This window comes from Acinetobacter sp. NIPH1876 (assembly GCF_022808535.1).
Lineage (GTDB): Bacteria > Pseudomonadota > Gammaproteobacteria > Pseudomonadales > Moraxellaceae > Acinetobacter > Acinetobacter higginsii.
On sequence record NZ_JALGBR010000001.1, the window covers coordinates 372055 to 390458 of the forward strand.

Annotated in this window: 17 protein-coding genes; 7 read left to right on the top strand and 10 right to left on the bottom strand. The window is 38.5% G+C overall.

Annotation, left to right across the window (positions count from 1 at the left end):
- Positions 1–11: 11 nt before the first annotated feature.
- Positions 12–806, bottom strand: coding sequence for a type I methionyl aminopeptidase (gene map / locus MN869_RS01815; RefSeq protein WP_005313487.1), 795 nt, complete (start codon positions 804–806; stop codon positions 12–14).
- Between the two features lie 359 nt (positions 807–1165).
- Between map and brnQ the strand changes: the two genes are divergently transcribed.
- Both brnQ and MN869_RS01825 read left to right on the top strand, forming a co-directional pair.
- Positions 1166–2467, top strand: coding sequence for a branched-chain amino acid transport system II carrier protein (gene brnQ / locus MN869_RS01820; RefSeq protein WP_005204102.1), 1302 nt, complete (start codon positions 1166–1168; stop codon positions 2465–2467).
- A 414-nt stretch (positions 2468–2881) separates the two neighbouring features.
- A complete protein-coding gene (locus MN869_RS01825) occupies positions 2882–3142 on the top strand; it encodes a hypothetical protein (protein WP_005204103.1) in 261 nt (86 codons plus the stop codon).
- Positions 3143–3153: 11 nt separating this feature from the next.
- Here MN869_RS01825 and MN869_RS01830 read toward each other — a convergent pair whose 3' ends face one another.
- On the bottom strand, positions 3154–3609 hold the full coding sequence (locus MN869_RS01830) for a hypothetical protein (RefSeq protein WP_033132909.1): 456 nt from the start codon (positions 3607–3609) through the stop codon (positions 3154–3156).
- Between the two features lie 135 nt (positions 3610–3744).
- Between MN869_RS01830 and MN869_RS01835 the strand changes: the two genes are divergently transcribed.
- Together MN869_RS01835 and MN869_RS01840 are read left to right on the top strand one after the other, a co-directional pair.
- Entirely contained in the window at positions 3745–4602 is an 858-nt protein-coding gene (locus tag MN869_RS01835; RefSeq protein WP_033132910.1) for an alpha/beta fold hydrolase, read from the top strand.
- A 702-nt stretch (positions 4603–5304) separates the two neighbouring features.
- Positions 5305–5769, top strand: a complete 465-nt coding sequence (locus MN869_RS01840; RefSeq protein WP_004653790.1) for a MarR family winged helix-turn-helix transcriptional regulator — start codon at positions 5305–5307, stop codon at positions 5767–5769.
- Positions 5770–5835: 66 nt separating this feature from the next.
- Here MN869_RS01840 and MN869_RS01845 read toward each other — a convergent pair whose 3' ends face one another.
- From MN869_RS01845 to MN869_RS01865, 5 genes are all read right to left on the bottom strand, one after another.
- Positions 5836–6498, bottom strand: coding sequence for an SOS response-associated peptidase family protein (locus MN869_RS01845; RefSeq protein WP_005188056.1), 663 nt, complete (start codon positions 6496–6498; stop codon positions 5836–5838).
- Positions 6499–6574: 76 nt separating this feature from the next.
- The gene (locus tag MN869_RS01850) at positions 6575–7195 is read right to left on the bottom strand and encodes a 2OG-Fe(II) oxygenase (RefSeq protein ID WP_005313478.1); all 621 of its coding nucleotides are present in this window, start codon (positions 7193–7195) and stop codon (positions 6575–6577) included.
- Between the two features lie 184 nt (positions 7196–7379).
- Positions 7380–9542 (bottom strand): malate synthase G, encoded by a 2163-nt coding sequence (locus tag MN869_RS01855; RefSeq protein WP_033132911.1) that lies wholly within the window; start codon positions 9540–9542, stop codon positions 7380–7382.
- 289 nt (positions 9543–9831) lie between these two features.
- Positions 9832–10977 (bottom strand): cell division protein ZapE, encoded by a 1146-nt coding sequence (gene zapE, locus MN869_RS01860; RefSeq protein WP_005313475.1) that lies wholly within the window; start codon positions 10975–10977, stop codon positions 9832–9834.
- Between the two features lie 118 nt (positions 10978–11095).
- Entirely contained in the window at positions 11096–12115 is a 1020-nt protein-coding gene (locus MN869_RS01865) for an AraC family transcriptional regulator (protein WP_004806683.1), read from the bottom strand.
- Between the two features lie 155 nt (positions 12116–12270).
- On the opposite strand from MN869_RS01865, the gene MN869_RS01870 reads away from it, so the two are divergent.
- Positions 12271–13785: an NAD(P)/FAD-dependent oxidoreductase gene (locus MN869_RS01870; RefSeq protein ID WP_033132912.1), complete on the top strand. Its 1515-nt coding sequence runs from the start codon at positions 12271–12273 to the stop codon at positions 13783–13785.
- 202 nt (positions 13786–13987) lie between these two features.
- Complete coding sequence (locus tag MN869_RS01875) at positions 13988–15214, top strand: multidrug effflux MFS transporter (protein WP_033132913.1); 1227 nt, start codon at positions 13988–13990, stop codon at positions 15212–15214.
- 28 nt (positions 15215–15242) lie between these two features.
- Here the strand turns inward: MN869_RS01875 and MN869_RS01880 are convergent, their stop codons facing one another.
- A complete protein-coding gene (locus MN869_RS01880; RefSeq protein WP_004806677.1) occupies positions 15243–15812 on the bottom strand; it encodes a TetR/AcrR family transcriptional regulator in 570 nt (189 codons plus the stop codon).
- 240 nt (positions 15813–16052) lie between these two features.
- On the opposite strand from MN869_RS01880, the gene MN869_RS01885 reads away from it, so the two are divergent.
- Positions 16053–16970: a lysine exporter LysO family protein gene (locus MN869_RS01885; protein ID WP_033132914.1), complete on the top strand. Its 918-nt coding sequence runs from the start codon at positions 16053–16055 to the stop codon at positions 16968–16970.
- 12 nt (positions 16971–16982) lie between these two features.
- Here MN869_RS01885 and pyrF read toward each other — a convergent pair whose 3' ends face one another.
- Positions 16983–17663, bottom strand: coding sequence for an orotidine-5'-phosphate decarboxylase (gene pyrF, locus MN869_RS01890; RefSeq protein ID WP_004806673.1), 681 nt, complete (start codon positions 17661–17663; stop codon positions 16983–16985).
- 113 nt (positions 17664–17776) lie between these two features.
- On the bottom strand, positions 17777–18325 hold the full coding sequence (locus MN869_RS01895) for an XRE family transcriptional regulator (protein WP_005188020.1): 549 nt from the start codon (positions 18323–18325) through the stop codon (positions 17777–17779).
- Positions 18326–18404: the final 79 nt, after the last annotated feature.

Below are 18404 nucleotides of genomic sequence, written 5' to 3' on the forward strand. Positions count from 1 at the left end.
TATCGGATAACTTAAACGGCTGGATAATGTCCTGTGCCATTCGGCCATGGCGTTAATAGCTCAAAACCATCATCCGTTACAGCAACCATGTGCTCCCACTGAGCAGACAATGATTTATCTTGTGTCACCACAGTCCAACCATCATTCAGCTCTCGGACATGGCGTTTTCCAGCATTCACCATCGGCTCAATGGTAAACACCATGCCTTTTTTTAGGACCAAACCTTGACCTTTCTGACCGTAGTGCAAGATGTTCGGCTGTTCATGGTAAATACGGCCGATACCATGTCCGCAGTATTCACGCACAATGCTATAACCTTCACGCTGTGCAACAGATTGGATGGCATAGCCAATATCACCTAAAGTTGCCCCAGGTTTCACTGTATGAATACCCGCTAACATCGCTTCATAAGTGGTTTCAACCAGTTTTTTTGCTTCAGGCTTTGGCTCACCAACAAAATACATTCGGCTGGTATCGCCAAAATAACCATCTTTGATCACAGCAACATCGATATTTAAAATATCACCCTCTTGCAAAATCTTTTTCGCGGAAGGAATGGCGTGACACACTTCTTCATTGACAGAAATACAGGTCGTTTTGGTAAAACCGTGATAGCCCACATTGGCTGGAATCACCTGCAACGTATTCACAATATAATCATTACAGATATCATCTAAATATTCAGTTGAAACGCCAGGCTTGATATAAGGCCCGATCATTTCTAACACTTGTGCCGCTAACCGCCCAGAGATACGTAATTTCTCCAGATCTTGTTCAGTTTTAATGGTCACAGTAGAAGCTCTCATTCGAGATTTTCCTTATTCATCAATCAGATTAAAATCACATGCAGAAAAATTAATATGGGGACTGCATAAAGTATTTCAATATTTGTACGCCTTCCCATTGAAATCTTCAATCTATTTAAGACTAAAAGAGCATTTTATTTTTGATATTTAAATTCAGTTAGGCCAATAGGAAAGAATCTATACCCTTCTGCATTTTCGAGTTTTGGAAAGCTTTTCAACACATTAGCTTTACCATTACTAATTATATGATTTTCATCATTTCTTTTTAGTCAAAAATCAACCAAATTTCACATAAATTAGTTTCAAAAGAACGCATTTTTGTTCTAAACTTCGCACTTTTATTTTATGCCTCCCTCTTTATGAATCAACTTCGTACAGGAGATATCATTGCTTTAGGTTTTATGACCTTCGCGTTATTTATTGGCGCAGGCAATATTATCTTTCCTCCAATCGTTGCTCAGCAGGCTGGTGAACATGTCTGGCTTGCGGCCTTCGGTTTCTTAATTACCGCAGTTGGTTTGCCTGTCATTACGATTATGGCCTTATCTCGCATGAAAGGTTCAATCGAAATCATCAGCTCTCCACTTGGACGCTTCTTTAGCTTACTGCTCACCATTGTTTGCTATTTGTCTGTAGGTCCACTCTTTGCAACACCACGTACTGCAACAGTTTCTTATGAAATTGGCTTCGCACCGTATTTTGGTACATCAGGTAGCAGCCTTCTTATTTATAGTATTGTGTATTTTGCATTTGTGACTGCAGTTTCATTGTATCCAAATAAACTACTCGATACGGTTGGTCATGTACTGGCTCCTTTAAAAATCATTGCCTTGGCAATCTTAGGTATCGCCGCATTTGCGATTCCAACAGGTATGATTTCAGCTCCAGTCAACAACTATATCGCAAGTCCTGTTTCTGAAGGTTTCGTTAGTGGTTATTTGACCATGGATACCTTAGGCGCACTGGTATTTGGTATCGTAATTATTCAAGCGATCCAATCACGAGGTGTGACAGATACAAAACTGATTACCAAATATGCCATTATCGCAAGTTTGATTGCGGGTGTTGGACTCACGCTTGTCTATGTCAGCTTGTTTAAACTTGGCTTAGGCAGTCATGAAGTCGCGCCTAATGCAGCCAATGGTGCAATCATTCTGCATGCTTATGTACAACACGCGTTTGGTGATTACGGATCGTATTTCTTAACCATCTTAATTTTCCTTGCATGTATGGTAACCGCAATTGGTCTTACATGTGCTTGCGCTGAATATTTTACCGAATTGACAGGTTTATCTTATAAGTTACTTGTTTTTATCCTGACTGGCTTTTCTTTGTTGATTTCTAATCTAGGTCTAACAAAGCTGATTGCAATCTCAGTTCCTGTACTCAGTGCAATTTATCCGCCAGCGATTGTCGTGATCATGCTCAGCTTCTTCTGGAAACGTTGGAACAATCCGTCGATCGTGGTTGGATCTGTGACTGCTGTTGCTTTCCTTTTTGGTATTTTTGAAGCAATTAAAGCGGCTGGTTTTACTGCACAATTACCGACTTTTATTCAGCACTTACCATTGAACGAACAAAATCTCGCATGGTTACTCCCATCGCTGATCGTTCTTGTTTTTGCAATTGTGGTCGATCGCGTATCGGCATCTAAAGATTAAAATGATTTGTCGTTAAAATGATGTTTTACCCAAACATGATTTTAGCTATACAAGAAATGTTCTTTTATCCAACGCTCATTTTTTGTTTACGACAAATCTTTCTTTTCTTAACTTAAAGCTGACGCTGTCAAATATGCCTCAATGTCTTTATTTGTGATCTAAAAACAACTATTTCAATTGAATTAGTTGATTGGCAAACTTTTCAAAATGTAAAAATAATGGCTAATATTTTACTAAAAAATAGTATAAATCAATATAAAAAATACTTAAAAGTTATATAAATCAATACATTTAGAAATTTATTTTCAAAATAGTCACTATCCCTATTGAAATGCTCAGAAAATAGCAGTACAACTTAAAAAACAATTCAGACAAAAACACATGGTTTTGTCGTCACAACAAGGAGGGATGGAGATGTTATCAATACATTTCAACAAGCAAGTCTTCATTAACGCTCTGAAGGCAAATGATTCAATCGTATATGCAACTACAACGCTTGCCTTAATGGTCACGTTGTTATTTCAAGGCACAATTAAAGGTAATTTAAAACCCGAATATTTTGCATATGCATTGATTGTATCTCTGGCCTTTTGTATGTGGGCGATCGTTGATCGAAAGTTTCGACAGTTAAGCGCAGTGCGCCAAAAAAATTCTTTAGGAAAAATGGATGAGTGATCATCCATTTTTTAATGTAAAAATTGAGCAATAGTTCCCAATACTAAAATCCCAGTTGCACCCAACTCTACAAGAATTAAACTCAACATCATCAACGTCATACACCATGCTGGTAAAGTCCATTTCCCCACTTGATGCGGCTGTTTGAATTGATTGGTTGTATCTCTTAATAATCCATGCAAAATATAGATTAAAATCGACATCGCAAAGAAGAATAGATTTGCAACAACACAAAATAATGCGATTGAATCAGATAGAACTGTAAAAAAACTTAATGCTGCTAAAATCAAACTGGCTGCCGCGTAAAGCAGACTACTCCGATGTGCAATATCCACATAATAATGTGCTCTTGCCTGCGCTGTTTGTCTAATTTGATAATATTTCCAAACTCCAGTCAGCATCCCCACCCATAGAAAAATCCCACTAAATACAATAGCAAGCTGTGTTGCAGTATTTAAAGCGTACATAACATCCCCGAAATTAAAATATTCCTTTTGTGTGCGTATATTACATAAAATTTGACTTTTAAGTCATTTTTTAAACGAGTTTCTTTTTGGAACTTGTGTAAAGTAATACTATCCACATATAAGAGTATCTTTCTAATGAAGAGTTATGAATCTTTTTGGATGAGCTGCAAAGATGACTATCAACTTGCCGCACAATTTTATCCTGCACAAGATCATACCAAACCCTACCCAATCTTGATTTGTCCAGCGACAGGAATTACTAAAAATTTCTATCATGCTTTCGCAGAATGGCTGAGCAAACAAGGTTATAGCGTTTTAAGCTTTGATTTTCGCGGTATAGGTGAATCGCTTCATGGCCCGCTCAAGAATTCTAAGGCCAGTATAAATGACTGGGGAATTTATGATATTCCAGCCGCAATTGAGACCTTATTAGAGCGAACTCAAGCTGAAAAAGTGATTATTGTTGGGCATAGTGCTGGTGGGCAATTACTTGGGATTACTTCAAACTATAACAAGGTTGCTAAGGTTTTGGCGATCGCTGGCTCTACAGGTCATGTCAAAGGCTTGAAAGGTAAAACTAAAATCCTTGCGCCCGTTATGTTTAACGTTATTTTCCCAGTTTCCAGCTTCTTGAAAGGTTATGGCGCAACTCAATTTATTGGGATGGGAGAAAACCTCCCTAAAAATGTTGCAAAACAATGGGCTGAGTTTTGCAGTAAACCTGGTTATGTCATGAATGCAATTGGTAAAAGTATCTTCGAAGATTATCATCAGGAAATTCAATGCCCGATTACTTCTTTTTGGGCAACTGATGATGAAATCGCCACCCAAGCCAATGTCAAAGACTTATTGCGCTTATACCCCAATGCACCAACCAAATTAATTGAACTGAATCCACAACAACATGGCTACAAACAAATTGGACATATGTCGATGTTTAAAAAGTCACATCAAAAGCTATGGCCCCTGATGGAAAGTGAACTTAAGCTTTAAGAAAAACATGAGTCATCACAATTTTGCACTTTACGCATCTAAACCTGTAATCCTGTTTAGATGCGTCTTTTTATCTATTTAATCTCCGAAGTTCAATTGTTATCCCTTTCATATCTCATTTTAATTTCCTACAATTCGTCCTACACACCAAATTTATGTCTAAATTGCCCCATCAAAATCTATTCAAAGCTACAAATTTTAAAATTCCATCGAAAAAATGTGATAAAGAATGTATTTATTCAACTTTTTAAAAAATTTTTATGTGCTATATTTTAACCAATTGATTAATTCAAATAGTTGTATTAGCTATTTTTTTAAGCGTTATTTATTTTATAAATATATTGATTTCGTATATTTATGACATTTTAGACAGAAAATATTATAAAAATGTCACGTCAAAAATCGTATTTTTTTTCTACAATATGATTATTCTACAAATAAGCAGTAATGCAAGGCTGTAGGACAACCTTGAAGGAAAGACGACTGGATAGTACATCATTAATAGCTGATTTATGTGAATTTTATGATGACTTATTCGTTGAGAATAAAGATAATTTCACCGTTATCTTTGAACAGATTTGTTAAAAAATGGAATGCTAAAAAAATCAGAGGATCGATTTTTTTAACAGGCAAGTTATAGACATTTCATGGAATCTAGGAGCGACTAGGAGTGGCTCCTTGTGCAAGTATAGGAAATAAGTGATGCCAAAAAAATATGCGCGTTTTTTACCTACAGCCGATTCATTTAACCTGGAAGACTTTCCTTTTTACTGGATTTCTCAAGTAAATGCTCAGTACGTTCAAAATATCGATAACGTGCTCAAAAAATATGGCTTAGACAATTCTCGTCGCCGTATTCTCATTGCCTTGCATGTCAAACCCCATGCCAGTGTGTCAGAGCTTTCCGACATGGTCATTTCCAAAATGTCGACCACAACCAAAATTGTTTATCGCCTCAAAGATGAAGGCTATATCGATACGTATTCATGCAAGGAAGATGGTCGTATCACTCGCGTCTATCTAACAGACAAAGGTCAGGAAATGATTACCAAAATTAATGATCTTACCTCAGTTATCCTCGAACAATCATTTGATGGCTTAACGCCATTGCAAATTGAAAAGACAATGGAAATTCTGCGCCATATGTTTAAAAATCTTGCGCGCTAAGCAACTGATCCCAAAAAGGCTTCCGATAGGAAGCCTTTTTTAATCTCATCAACTCAAATATTAAGCTCAATCAAACATATTCAGTTGCGGTGTTATTTTTACAATCTTTGCTTTAGGAACATGGGAACACTCAAATTCTTCTACAGGAAAACCCTGCATAAATTCATAGAGTTGATGTGGTTGTTTTAAGCTTAACCATTCATCTAAGCGCTCATGTGGAATAACCACCACTGACCGCTTTACGTCTCCCGGCTCATGGAAATCTTTCATCATCGGATGGTCTATGGCATCCATCGTAAGCATGGTTGCCGAACGGATCACCTGATCGCCCAACTTTCTGATCTCATATAAAGCCGCGATAAAGAAAGCCTTTCCATCTTTACGACGTACACCCCATCTTTGAGGCTTATTATCAATGTATTTACTTTCATAGAACTCAGAAACAGGAATAACACCAAATTTGCACTTTGAAGCCGCCTCCAAGAAACTAGGTTTCTGAAAAATAGTTTCATGTCGAGCATTATAAGTATGCTTGGAAATATTGGTATCTTCCGACCACTTTGGTACCAAACCAAACAATACTTCCCGCCACTCCAGCCCTTGCTCTGATTTAAATAGCAAAGGCGTTGTATAACTTGGGTAAACTTCTTCCCCATATTCAAATGGAATCAAAGGTAAACCAAGCTGTTGAGCTTGCTCGACTGTTAATGGTTTATAGTTGGCACACATAGTTTGTTGAGTATTTATCCTTAAAAACAAAGTTAAAAAAAGGAGGTATCAAGCCTCCTCTTTCTAATCGCATAAATTAGCCAAATAACTTTTTCATTTTTGCACTTAAACCGTGGATAAAGCGGTGCTTGGCATTGGCTTTATCGCTGGTTAAAAAGTTAATTTGAATTGACTGACGCTGTCCTTCAAAAGGTACATAACCATGCCAACCATTATCAGTCACTTTAAATGCAACCAATGTACCGGGACCCGCATCAATTTCTTCGACGTAGTCATCCATGTTCTTTTCATCATTCAAGATACGTAGACGACCTGTAGGTGCATCCCAAGACTCATTTAGATAAATAAGAATAGTCAGAAGTTTGGTTTTCGAGTCAGAATGAATGCGACCATCTTTTTGGCGTGAATAACCACGTAAGGTGATCATCATCGGATGTTCCATCACATCCACATCAAATTTTTCAGTCAAAATCTGACGGAATTCTTTGGTATCTAATGATTTTAAGAAACGATCAAAATTAGGTTTAATTTCAACATCTTCAATGTTGTAGCTACCACCCTGTTCAATCTTTGGAAAATCCTGAATAACAGCTTTCACTTCGCTGTCTATGATCGAATTTTCTACGACAAAGTAAGGATACGGCGAAGTAGAAACTTGCGCTTGTTTTAAAGCATCTAATTTTAAAATTTGTGACATCGTTATGATTCGGCTAAATGATCAAACTTCGAGAATTATAACAAAAATTTCATCAAGATGATGTTTTATCCTGTTCTAGATGAATTGGCGCACTTAAATTGAGCCTATATTTTTACAGTTAAAGTTCATACCCTGCATACCAAATAAAAAAGCCTCCGAAGAGGCTTTTTTATTTTAGATGAACTTAATCACCTGTATAACCTTTTAATTTTAAACGTGCAGCATGCAACAATGGCTCTGTATAACCAGATGGTTGCTCTGCGCCCTTAAAGATCAAATCAGAAGCGGCTTGGAAAGCAATACCATCAAAGTTTGGTGCCATTGGCGTATAAAGTGGATCGTTGGCATTTTGCTGATCAACAATCACAGCCATACGCTTAAGCACTTCTTCAACTTGTGCACGCGTTACGATACCGTGACGTAACCAGTTTGCAACGTGTTGAGATGAAATGCGTAAAGTAGCACGGTCTTCCATCAAACCAACGTTATTGATGTCTGGTACTTTAGAACAACCAACACCAAGGTCTACCCAACGAACCACATAACCCAAGATACCTTGACAGTTATTTTCAAGTTCGTTGTTTAACTCTTCCGCAGTCCAATTAGTTTCAGGTGCAAACGGTGGTGTTAACAAGTCATCTAATGACAACATGTTTTCAGCAGCCAACTCATCTTGACGTGCTTTTACATTAATCTGATGATAATGCAATGCATGAAGTACCGCACCCGTTGGAGATGGAACCCATGCACAAGATGCACCTGCATTTGGATGTGCAGTCTTCGTCGCCAACATGTCTTTCATGCTGTCTGGTTTTGGCCACATGCCTTTACCAATTTGCGCTTTACCTTGTAAACCACATGCTAAACCAATTGCCACGTTACGGTTTTCGTAAGCAGCAATCCATTTTTGTGTTTTAACTGCTTCTTTACGAACAACTGGTGCAGCTTCCATAGATGTATGGATTTCATCACCTGTACGATCCATAAAGCCTGTGTTGATGAAGATGGTGCGATCTTTCGCAGCAGCAATACAGTTCTTCAAGTTTACAGAGGTACGACGCTCTTCATCCATGATACCGATTTTGAGTGATTTTGCAGGCAAACCAATTGCTTGTTCAGCACGCTCAAATAATTCAACCGCAAATGCAACTTCTTCTGGACCATGCATTTTTGGCTTAACGATATACATTGAACCTTTACGAGAGTTTTGGTTTTCGTTTTGACCACGAATATCCGCAACTGTCAGTAATGGAGTCACTAGAGCATCCATGATGCCTTCAAACACTTCTTGACCATCAACAAGGATGGCAGGGTTTGTCATAAGGTGGCCTACGTTACGAAGCAACATTAATGAACGACCATGTAATTTAGTCGTGCCACCAATTAGGTTCTGAACAGTACGGTCTTTGTTGAGGGTACGAGTAATGGTCTTACCATTTTTCTCGATTGACTCTTGTAAGTCACCTTTCATTAGGCCTAACCAGTTACGATAGCCTTCAACCTTCTCTTCAGCATCAACCGCAGCAACAGAATCTTCCAAATCCTGAATGGTTGTAACCGCAGCTTCAAGTGTTAAATCTTTCACACCAGCAGCATCTGTCTTACCTACTGGGCTGTTGGCATCGATTTCGATAATCACATGCAAACCATTATTTAATAAAACAATCTCAGTTGGGCTTGCAGCTTCGCCATTGAAACCAACAAATTGTGATTCATGTGCCAAAGAAGTGGTTGAACCATCTTTTAAGGTTACAGCTAAACCATTATTCACCACTGCATATTGAGTTGCATCTGCATGCGAACCTTGAGCCAATGGGAAAGTTTGGTTTAAGAAATCTTTTGCGAAAGCAATAACTTTATCGCCACGAACTGAATTATAGCCTTTGCCTTTCTCTGCACCGCCTTCTTCAGAAATTACGTCCGTGCCATACAGCGCGTCATATAAAGAACCCCAACGTGCATTAGCAGCATTCAAGCTATAACGTGCATTACGTACAGGTACAACCAATTGTGGACCTGCCAATAAAGCAATTTCTTCATCCACATTTTCAGTTGTTACTTGAAAGTCAGCAACTTCTGGAACCAAGTAGCCAATTTCAGTTAAGAATGCTTTATAAGCATTTAATTCAAATTTATTATTGCGGTGCCATTCATCAATCTTTGCTTGAAGATCATCACGCTTAGCCAATAATGCTTTGTTCTTTGGGCTAAGGTCTACAACGACTTGCTCGAAGTTTTTCCAGTAAGTTTCACTATCTAAACCAGTGCCTGGTAAAGCTTCATTTTCGATGAAATCGTAAAGTTCTTTAGCAATCGCTAGCTTGCCTTTTTGAATACGTGCAGTCATTGTCTTTCCTGATGGTGCTAACTTTTTATAACAAGAATTCTAGTATACTGATTTATACTAGCCTGAATAGTAATATCACATTCCTAAATAGTAAGCATTTTCCCCATTAGAAGTATTGACAAACACAAATTTTTATACTTATCAAAATATCAAATAATGAGTTTTTTACTATCTTTATGCGACACACTCCCTTTTTCAAACTCATCTAGTTATAGCAAAATTTGACCAAGAATAAAGCCTTATCCATGTAAGTTTATAAAAAAAGGCATTCCGAAGAATGCCTTTTCATTTATGAAGTCTGTGCGACCTGAATTTGTCGGTGCTCCGAATGTAGATAATCATCCGATTGCATTTCCAATAAACGTGAACGCGTCCGTTCAATTTCAAATGCCAGTTTCTCACCTTCATACAGATCGATAATCGAATCTTCTGAGGTAAGAATTAGTTTTACGCCACGGTCATAGAATTCATCGACCAAGTAAATAAAGCGGCGTGTTCCTTCTGACAGGAAATCGGTCAAATGCGGAACATTGCTGACCAGCACGGTATTGTAGATATTCGCGATTTCAATAAAGTCGGCTGGGCTACGTGGTTTAAAGCATAACTCTGAAAATTCACACCACAATACATCTTCTGTATGACCTAAAGTCTCTACCACACGATTATTAATCATGATTGGAGAATTAGATTGCGCCTGTGTCTGGGTCAAAGCTTTAAAACGACCAGATAACCACGCTTGAGCATCATCGGTTAATGGATATTTGAACAATTGCGCCTGCTTCAATACACGCAAACGATAATCCACCCCAGCGTCAACATTCAGAACACTACAGTTCTTCTTCACCAGCTCAATCGTCGGTATAAAACGATCACGATGAATTCCATTTTTGTATAGACCATCTGGTGCAATGTTTGACGTTGCAACCAATGTTATTCCACGCTCAAACAGCTTCTGGAACAGATCACTTAAGATCATAGCATCGGTTACATTCGATACGAAAAATTCGTCAAAACAAATGACAACGGCATTCTTATAAATTTGATCAGCGACCAAATCTAAAGGGTTACGTTGGCCAGAAAGTTTATTCAACTCTTTATGTACATGTTGCATAAAATGATGGAAATGCATACGTGTTTTACGGCGAAATGGTACAGATTCATAGAACTGATCCATTAGCCACGTTTTTCCACGACCTACACCACCCCACATATAAACGCCTTTAGGATAAGTCTGACGACGGAAACGTCGAAATGCTTTCTTTGAAGCCTTATAGCGAGTGTGTAACTCTTTCCATACTCGATCTAACTCTTGCACAGCCTGAGCTTGTGCTTCATCTGGCATGAATTGTCCTGACTCAATTGCTTGAGCATAACGCTCGGCAGGTGATGTTGGGATAAATGCAGTGCTATGTGAGTCTGGTTTAGAATTTGACATAAGGTGTTATTGCAATTTTAATTGGTGAAAATTATATCGAACATTCCGTTCAATGACATTAGATTTTAGGCTTAATTATCATAGAGTTTAAACATCATAATGTACCATTTTTAATCATTTAATGATTTCGATTATATTGACGAGGACTCAATCCAAACCATCTTTTAAAGGCATGATTAAATGCTGCAGGCTCAGAATAACCCAACATTTCGGCCACCTGTTCGATTGAATATGAACTATTTTCAATAAACTTTATTGCCTTCTGTTTGATTAATCTTTCACGAATTTCTTTATAGCTGGTCTGCATTTGCTGCAATTGATGCCGCAAAGTACGCTCAGGAATATCCAATGCACACGCCGTTTCCGCCATACTTGGAATCACCCCATTTTGCATTTCTAGATAATCCTCAACATACTCAACCACCGTCAATTTGAGACTGGCAGTTTTTTCTAAATGTTGAATATCCTGTAGGCATTTTTCTTCATAAATACGATACGTCAAAATATCGGCAGACGGAATTTTTGTGTTTAAAATTTGTGTATTTTCTAAAATAAAAGCAGCTTGCGCACATCCAAATTTGACATCTTGCCCATAATAATCTTGATATGCTGCAAGCAGTGTTAAGTCTTTAGGCCGATGAAATGGCAGTTCAATTTGAATTTGAGGGACTTCAAGTCCCATCATCTTAAAGATATCTTGTAAAAACTTATAAGTGCCCGAGATTTCGCATTGCGCTCTCAATTGACCTAAATGCATACTTAAATCAATCGGTCGATACAGTAAATAGATCAAGTCATCTTCTATCTTTAACTGCAATGAACCAAAAAGATGAGTCAGTTGCTGATACTGAACCCCATTTAATAGTGCCTTATGCAAGGTATCACTAGTAACCAATAGCATCAGGAAAGGCCCATAACCCGCTAAGGCATAATGCTGTCCGATAAATAAACCTTGTTCAGGTGAAATATCCTGACTAATATGCTGCAAAATATCCCATTCAATCTCATCTGGAATAATTGAACTAGGATCTAAAGCATCGGCCTGTATTCCCATATTGGCTAAACGTGCATCCACGTCGATCCCGACATGACGCATGCCCTGAATCAAATACATCAATCCGAGGATAGATCTCTTCATAAGTCCGAATGCAGTTCTCAAAACTTTAATGTTTTACTATAAAACGTTGTGCAAATGAATTGCCGAAATGATCAAGTTTTACGTCTATACAATCATATTTAATCTCGTCAAAACCGTTAAACTTGCACAAAATTTAGCTGTGTAGGACGTAGACTATGCGTGATGTAACCAAAAATGCGATTCAAAAAACAAAAGTTGCAATTATTGGTGCGGGCTTTGGTGGCTTAGCGATGGCTATTCGACTATTACAAAGTCAAATCAATGATTTTGTAATTTTAGAAAAAACCAACGATGTTGGCGGTACATGGCGAGAAAACCAATATCCTGGCGCAGCGTGTGACGTTCAATCACATATGTATTCCCTTTCATTTGCACCTAAAACAGACTGGTCAAAACGCTATGCTGAGGCAGATGAAATTTTTGATTATATTCAAAATATTACTGAACAATACCGACTTCGAGATTATTGCAAATTCAATCACGAAGTAACCAATGCTGAATTTGACGAAAACCGCAATGTGTGGACGCTAGATTTTAAAGACCAGACAATTCTTGAGGCTCAATTTGTCATCTTTGCGTCTGGTCCCTTACACGTGCCACAAATTCCCCATATCAAAGGCATTGAGAAATTTAAAGGTAAAGTGTTCCATTCTTCGCAATGGGATCACAATTACGATCTAAGCGGCAAAGCAGTTGTTTCAATCGGTACTGGTGGTAGCGCGATTCAATATATTCCTGAAATCGCAGTAGAAGTAAAACAGCTTTATGTGTTCCAGCGCACCGCAGCTTGGGTCATTCCACGTGATGAGCGTAAATATTCTCAGCTAAGTAAGCGCTTATTTAAGGCGTCGAATATTTATCGCCAGATTCACCGTACCCGTCTCTATTGGACCAATGAATCACGTGTTGTACCAATCGTACAACCACAGATTATGAAATATGGTCAAAAACTTGCTGAAGCCTTTATTCGCTATCAAGTGAAAGATAAAGCGCTTGCGAAAAAATTGACACCAGATTTTGTTATGGGCTGTAAACGTATTCTTATTTCAAATAAGTACTTCCCAACCTTCAACCGTAAAAATGTTGAATTAGTGACAGATGCCATCCAGGAAATTACAGAGAACGGTATCATCACCAAAGATGGTAAAGAACGTCAAATTGATTGCTTGATTTATGGTACTGGCTTTATTACTGATCCACGCATTTACTTAAAACATTTCAATTGTGTTGGTCGTAATGGCATAGAACTTAAACAAGCATGGAAAGATGGTGCGGAAAGTTATTATGGCGTGAGTACCAAGAACTTCCCGAATTTGTTCCAGTTACTTGGACCAAATACGATTCTTGGACATAATTCTGTGATTTTCATGATCGAGTCTCAGGTCAACTATATTCTACAATTGATCCAAACCGTTGATAAAACAGGTACACAAGCGGTTGAGATCAAGCACGAAGTTCAAGACCGGTTCAATCAACGTGTTCAAGATCATCTCAAAGGTACAGTTTGGCAAGCAGGTGGCTGTAGCAGTTGGTATCAAGCGGCAGATGGTAAGAACTTTTCTTTATGGCCAACATATACATGGAGATATTGGCTAGAGACGCGTAAAGTGAATGTTGCTGATTATAATTTTATCAGCACAGCGGTTAATTCAAAAAACCATGCTGCTTAAGCAGAAATAGATGAATTCTTCCAAATATCAAGAACACCTTTAAAAGCTTAAAGGTGTTTTTTTTATTGCAACGCTTTATGAATCTGATTTAACCCCCCCTGTTCTTCTCTATGCAAGACCTAAATATTCATGTTAATATTTTAACTACCTACCGTTAGGTAGTTAAAATAAATATTGTTTCCCTCGAAAGAGTACACAAAACATGAACGCTGCTCCTCCCATCTCAAAGATCAGTTGGTCTTTGTTACTATTGCTCTCCCTTTTTACCGCCTTGGATGCATTGGCAATAGATATTTATTTGCCAGCATTTCCACTGCTTGCAGAAAGTTTTGCGACTACGCCAGGTCATATACAACTCACCCTGTCGGTATTTCTGATTGGACTCGCCATTGGTCAAGGTATCTATGGTCCATTGCTTGATCGCTTTGGTCGACGTAATCCCTTACTAATCGGAATCGCTGTTTTTATCTTAGGATCAATACTGGCAGCCGTTGCACCAACGATTGAGTGGTTACTGGCTGCACGTTTCTTACAAGCAATAGGTGCATCAGCAGGTCTCGTGGTTCCAAGAGCAATTATTTCTGATGTGTGCGATGCCAAAACCAGTGCCAAGAATTTTTCTATTTTGATGCAAGTCATGATGATTGTACCAATTCTTGCCCCCTTGTTGGGTAGTGTGATCTTACGCATCGGCTCTTGGCATTTGATTTTCTATACATTGGCAGTGCTTGGTTCGGTCCTGTGGCTATGGGGAAATCAAGCCATTCCAGAGACATTGAAACCTCAATATCGACAAGCATTGCAATTCACTGCGATCAAAAATAGCTATCAAACGCTTTGTCTGAATAAAAGCTTTATCAGTTATACGATTGCTGGTGGGTTTATCTTAGGTGCTTTCTTTGTTTACCTCAGCCAATCGCCTTTTATTTTTATTCAGCACTACCATATTCACAACGAAAGTTTTAGTACCTTATTTGCTGCGAATGCGATTGGCTTAATTACCCTAGGACAAACCTCAATCCTGTTACTCAAACGTTGGTCGGCTCAACAATTGCTTGTCATCGGTATGTGCTTATTCAGCGGTTCTAGTTTTATTTTGATGCTCAGCCTATATTTTTATGACTTAAATTTATGGCAATACATTGCACTTTTAGGATTAAGCATCTGGTCGACTGGATTCATTTTTGGCAATTTAACAGCACTAACCATGCAGCAAAGTCCACAGCATTTAACGGGTGCAGCGTCCTCATTAATGGGCTTACTACAGTATGCTTTCGCGGCACTGATCGGTTTTGTTGTGAGCTTAATAGAAATCAATGTCAGCTTACTTCCAAGCAGCTTGTTTATTTGTGGTGCTATCGCTCTGGGCTTATGTCTTTATGCTGCGCTAGAACAGCGCGAATCATTTGCTAGAGTAGAAACAGAATAAAGAAATTACACTTGATCAGTGTCTGAACTTAGGCGCTGATCAGAATATTTAATGCTTTTAAGATCGCATCCAATCTGAGGTGAAACTTCTCTCGCCCACCATAGATCAATTCGCTTTGTAAGGCATCGACAAAGCTCATGCATACACGAGCCAGAGCGACACTATCCAGTTGATGCTTATTTTCTATTAAAATAGAGTGTTGAATGGCTTGTAAAAATACATTTTCCAGTTCCGCCATAAAGACATGCATCGGTTCAATTACCTGATCATATAAGTGCACAGGCGGACTAATTAATGCATTCATCCAAAATTGAACACCATATGATGCATCAAAACGCTGTTCGATACTTTCAAAGTAATGCAGTAATTGCTGCTGGATTTTTTCTCCGCCTTGCAATACAACCTTGGCATGTCCCAATTCTTCATCAATCATGATTGGAATCAGACTGAGATACAATTCGTCCTTATTCTTAAAATGTGCATAAATTGAAGGTTTTTTTATCCCGACATCAGTCGCAATCTCGTTTAGCGATGTTGCTGCAAAGCCCTGTTTTGCAAACCGTTCTAATGCCACTTTTTGAATCTTAGCTGCTGTCACAAATCATCCACCTTTATTACTGCTAAAATTATATTTCAGCCAACAGGATATTCATAGCTGAATAAGAGATTGTATTTATATGCCATCTACCTGAATGGCAACATAATCATCTACTCAGTATCCCCCAAGTTTATTGATATCCGTTTATCTTCAAAACTTTCTATATCAAATGATATATAAATCTATTCAAGTATCAGATTTCCCTGCATAATAAATCAGCACTATAAACGCTCTGATTGTATGACCTCTCTTGTTTTAATCTTCCAGATTTTTGTTTGCATTAGCTTAGGCTATTTTGTCGGGCCACATTTATCACAGACAATTAAACAATTCGTATTTAAAATACTGCCCTATTTTTCTTATATTTTACTGATTAGCGTGGCATTTGAACTGACTCAAGCCTTAAATCACGTTCAAAATCCTACTGCTATTCTACCGCCAGCATTACTGATTGCATTTACCACCTCGATTGGTTCATTTTTTATTTGCTTGATCACCTACAAACTGATTGATCGCCAAAGTGTACAAGGAAAGATTTCCTTACACCTATTTCTCAATGCACTCAAGAATATCGCCAAAGCATTTTTGGCTTTGGGGGTTGGTATTCTATTCGGCGTCATGGTCAATAGTTCAGGTTTAACGATCAGCTTTAATAGTTGGTATTTATTACTGATCTTTATTTTTTTGATCGGGATCGAACTGGCCTTCACCCAATTTGATCGTAGTTGGTTGAGTTGGAAAATTTTGCTGGTTCCCGTGGCTGCATTTGTTGGTTCATGCTTGGCATCCCTGTTAAATTATTTCATCTTATCCAATGAATATAGTCTTAACGAAGTCATGGCCTTAGCCCAAGGCTATGGCTGGTATTCCATGTCAGGGATTTTATTCACTGAAATACACTCAGCCAAACTGGGTGGAATTGCTTTATTAACGGACTTGTTTAGAGAAATTTTTGCCATTTTATTGATGTATTGTCTTGGCTGGCGTTTTCCACGCTCTGCGATTTCCAGTGCAGGTGCAACGTCAATGGATGTCACACTTGCCATGGTCAAACAATCATGTGGCACACATTATGTCCCACATGCCATGATGAGTGGATTGATCTTGTCACTTCTCGCACCACTCTTAATCAGCTTATTTCTAAGTATGAAGTTTTAACATCGTACTTTATTAGATTGAAGCCAAGATTGATTTCAACATCTCAGTTGGATTCTCAGCCTTGGTAATTGGGCGGCCAATGACTAAATGCGTTGATCCGTCTTGCATTGCTTGCTTTGGCGTTACGATACGTTTTTGGTCATCTGCATTTGAACCCTCAGGACGAATCCCTGGTGTGACCAATGCAAACTCTTGTCCTAATAGTTCACGAAGGATCTTGGCTTCTTGTGCTGAACACACGACACCATCTAATCCGCTGTCTTGAGTAAGTTTTGCTAAACGCTTTACATGCTCGACAGGTTCTATATCCAAACCTAGATCACGTAAGTCTTCACGGCCCATTGAAGTCAAAACTGTGACTGCGATCAATTGAGTTGAATAATTACCCGCTTTAAGGCGCTCTACACAGGTTTCCATCATTTTACGGCCACCCGATGCATGCACATTCACCATCCACACACCAAGATCCGCGGCAGCACACACCGCTTGAGCAGTCGTGTTCGGAATATCGTGAAATTTTAAATCAAGAAAAACTTCAAAGCCTTTATCTTGTAAATTTTTTACGATTGATGGGCCTTCATGAGTAAAAAGCTCTTTGCCTACTTTGACACGACAAAGTGACGGATCAAGCTGATCTACAATTGTTAAGGCGTCATATTGGCTTTTTGCGTCTAAGGCAACAATAATACTCACGAATCTAGTTCCATCACATAAAAATCGGCTAATTATAAAGTGATTAGTAGAATGAACAAAGCAAGAAAGTCATCATAATACAAAAAAGCTTTTTTAAAATGATGAAATGATCTTTATCTTTGCTCCGATATCAAGATCGCTCTAGTATCCACTTCCAGAGCTTCAAAGATATGCGCTTGATCTGCGGGATAACAAATATAATCCCCTTCATTCAACAAAATAGGTTCCGCAACCAACCCCACTTTTGCTCGTCCTTTCATAATAATAATATGCTCAACACTCCCAATCGGGTGTGGCTGACTGCAACGTGGCTCACCGGGTTGTGTCGTTAATATATATACATCCCGTCTAGCGCCTGTTGGGCAATTGGCCAATAAGATTGCTTGATAATGCGCGATTTCAGAACTGACTGACGGCCCCTCACCAAAACGAATCACTTGAGTTTGCGCAATATTTGATTCCATCAATTTCGCAAATGGAATATCTAAAGCAACACATAAGGCCCATAAAGTTTCTAGACTTGGATTACCTTGAGCTGCTTCCAATTGAGACAGGGTCGATTTCGCAATCCCTGCTCGGCGAGCCACTTCTGCTAAAGATAATCCAGACTTCTGTCTTTCTCGTTGTAAGCCTTTGGCGACAATTTCAATTGGCAAACTCATATAACACCATAAAAAACGAACGTTCGTTTTGACGAACGGCATAAAATTAATCTATTATATCGTACGTTCGTTTGATATA

Excerpts from the sequence above, each read along its gene's own strand:
- map (WP_005313487.1), bottom strand. The coding sequence starts at position 806 with ATGAGAGCTTCTACTGTGACCATTAAAACTGAACAAGATCTGGAGAAA.
- brnQ (WP_005204102.1), top strand. The coding sequence starts at position 1,166 with ATGAATCAACTTCGTACAGGAGATATCATTGCTTTAGGTTTTATGACC.
- MN869_RS01825 (WP_005204103.1), top strand. The coding sequence starts at position 2,882 with ATGTTATCAATACATTTCAACAAGCAAGTCTTCATTAACGCTCTGAAG.
- MN869_RS01830 (WP_033132909.1), bottom strand. The coding sequence starts at position 3,609 with ATGTACGCTTTAAATACTGCAACACAGCTTGCTATTGTATTTAGTGGG.
- MN869_RS01835 (WP_033132910.1), top strand. The coding sequence starts at position 3,745 with ATGAAGAGTTATGAATCTTTTTGGATGAGCTGCAAAGATGACTATCAA.
- MN869_RS01840 (WP_004653790.1), top strand. The coding sequence starts at position 5,305 with ATGCCAAAAAAATATGCGCGTTTTTTACCTACAGCCGATTCATTTAAC.
- MN869_RS01845 (WP_005188056.1), bottom strand. The coding sequence starts at position 6,498 with ATGTGTGCCAACTATAAACCATTAACAGTCGAGCAAGCTCAACAGCTT.
- MN869_RS01850 (WP_005313478.1), bottom strand. The coding sequence starts at position 7,195 with ATGTCACAAATTTTAAAATTAGATGCTTTAAAACAAGCGCAAGTTTCT.
- MN869_RS01855 (WP_033132911.1), bottom strand. The coding sequence starts at position 9,542 with ATGACTGCACGTATTCAAAAAGGCAAGCTAGCGATTGCTAAAGAACTT.
- zapE (WP_005313475.1), bottom strand. The coding sequence starts at position 10,977 with ATGTCAAATTCTAAACCAGACTCACATAGCACTGCATTTATCCCAACA.
- MN869_RS01865 (WP_004806683.1), bottom strand. The coding sequence starts at position 12,115 with ATGAAGAGATCTATCCTCGGATTGATGTATTTGATTCAGGGCATGCGT.
- MN869_RS01870 (WP_033132912.1), top strand. The coding sequence starts at position 12,271 with ATGCGTGATGTAACCAAAAATGCGATTCAAAAAACAAAAGTTGCAATT.
- MN869_RS01875 (WP_033132913.1), top strand. The coding sequence starts at position 13,988 with ATGAACGCTGCTCCTCCCATCTCAAAGATCAGTTGGTCTTTGTTACTA.
- MN869_RS01885 (WP_033132914.1), top strand. The coding sequence starts at position 16,053 with ATGACCTCTCTTGTTTTAATCTTCCAGATTTTTGTTTGCATTAGCTTA.
- MN869_RS01895 (WP_005188020.1), bottom strand. The coding sequence starts at position 18,325 with ATGAGTTTGCCAATTGAAATTGTCGCCAAAGGCTTACAACGAGAAAGA.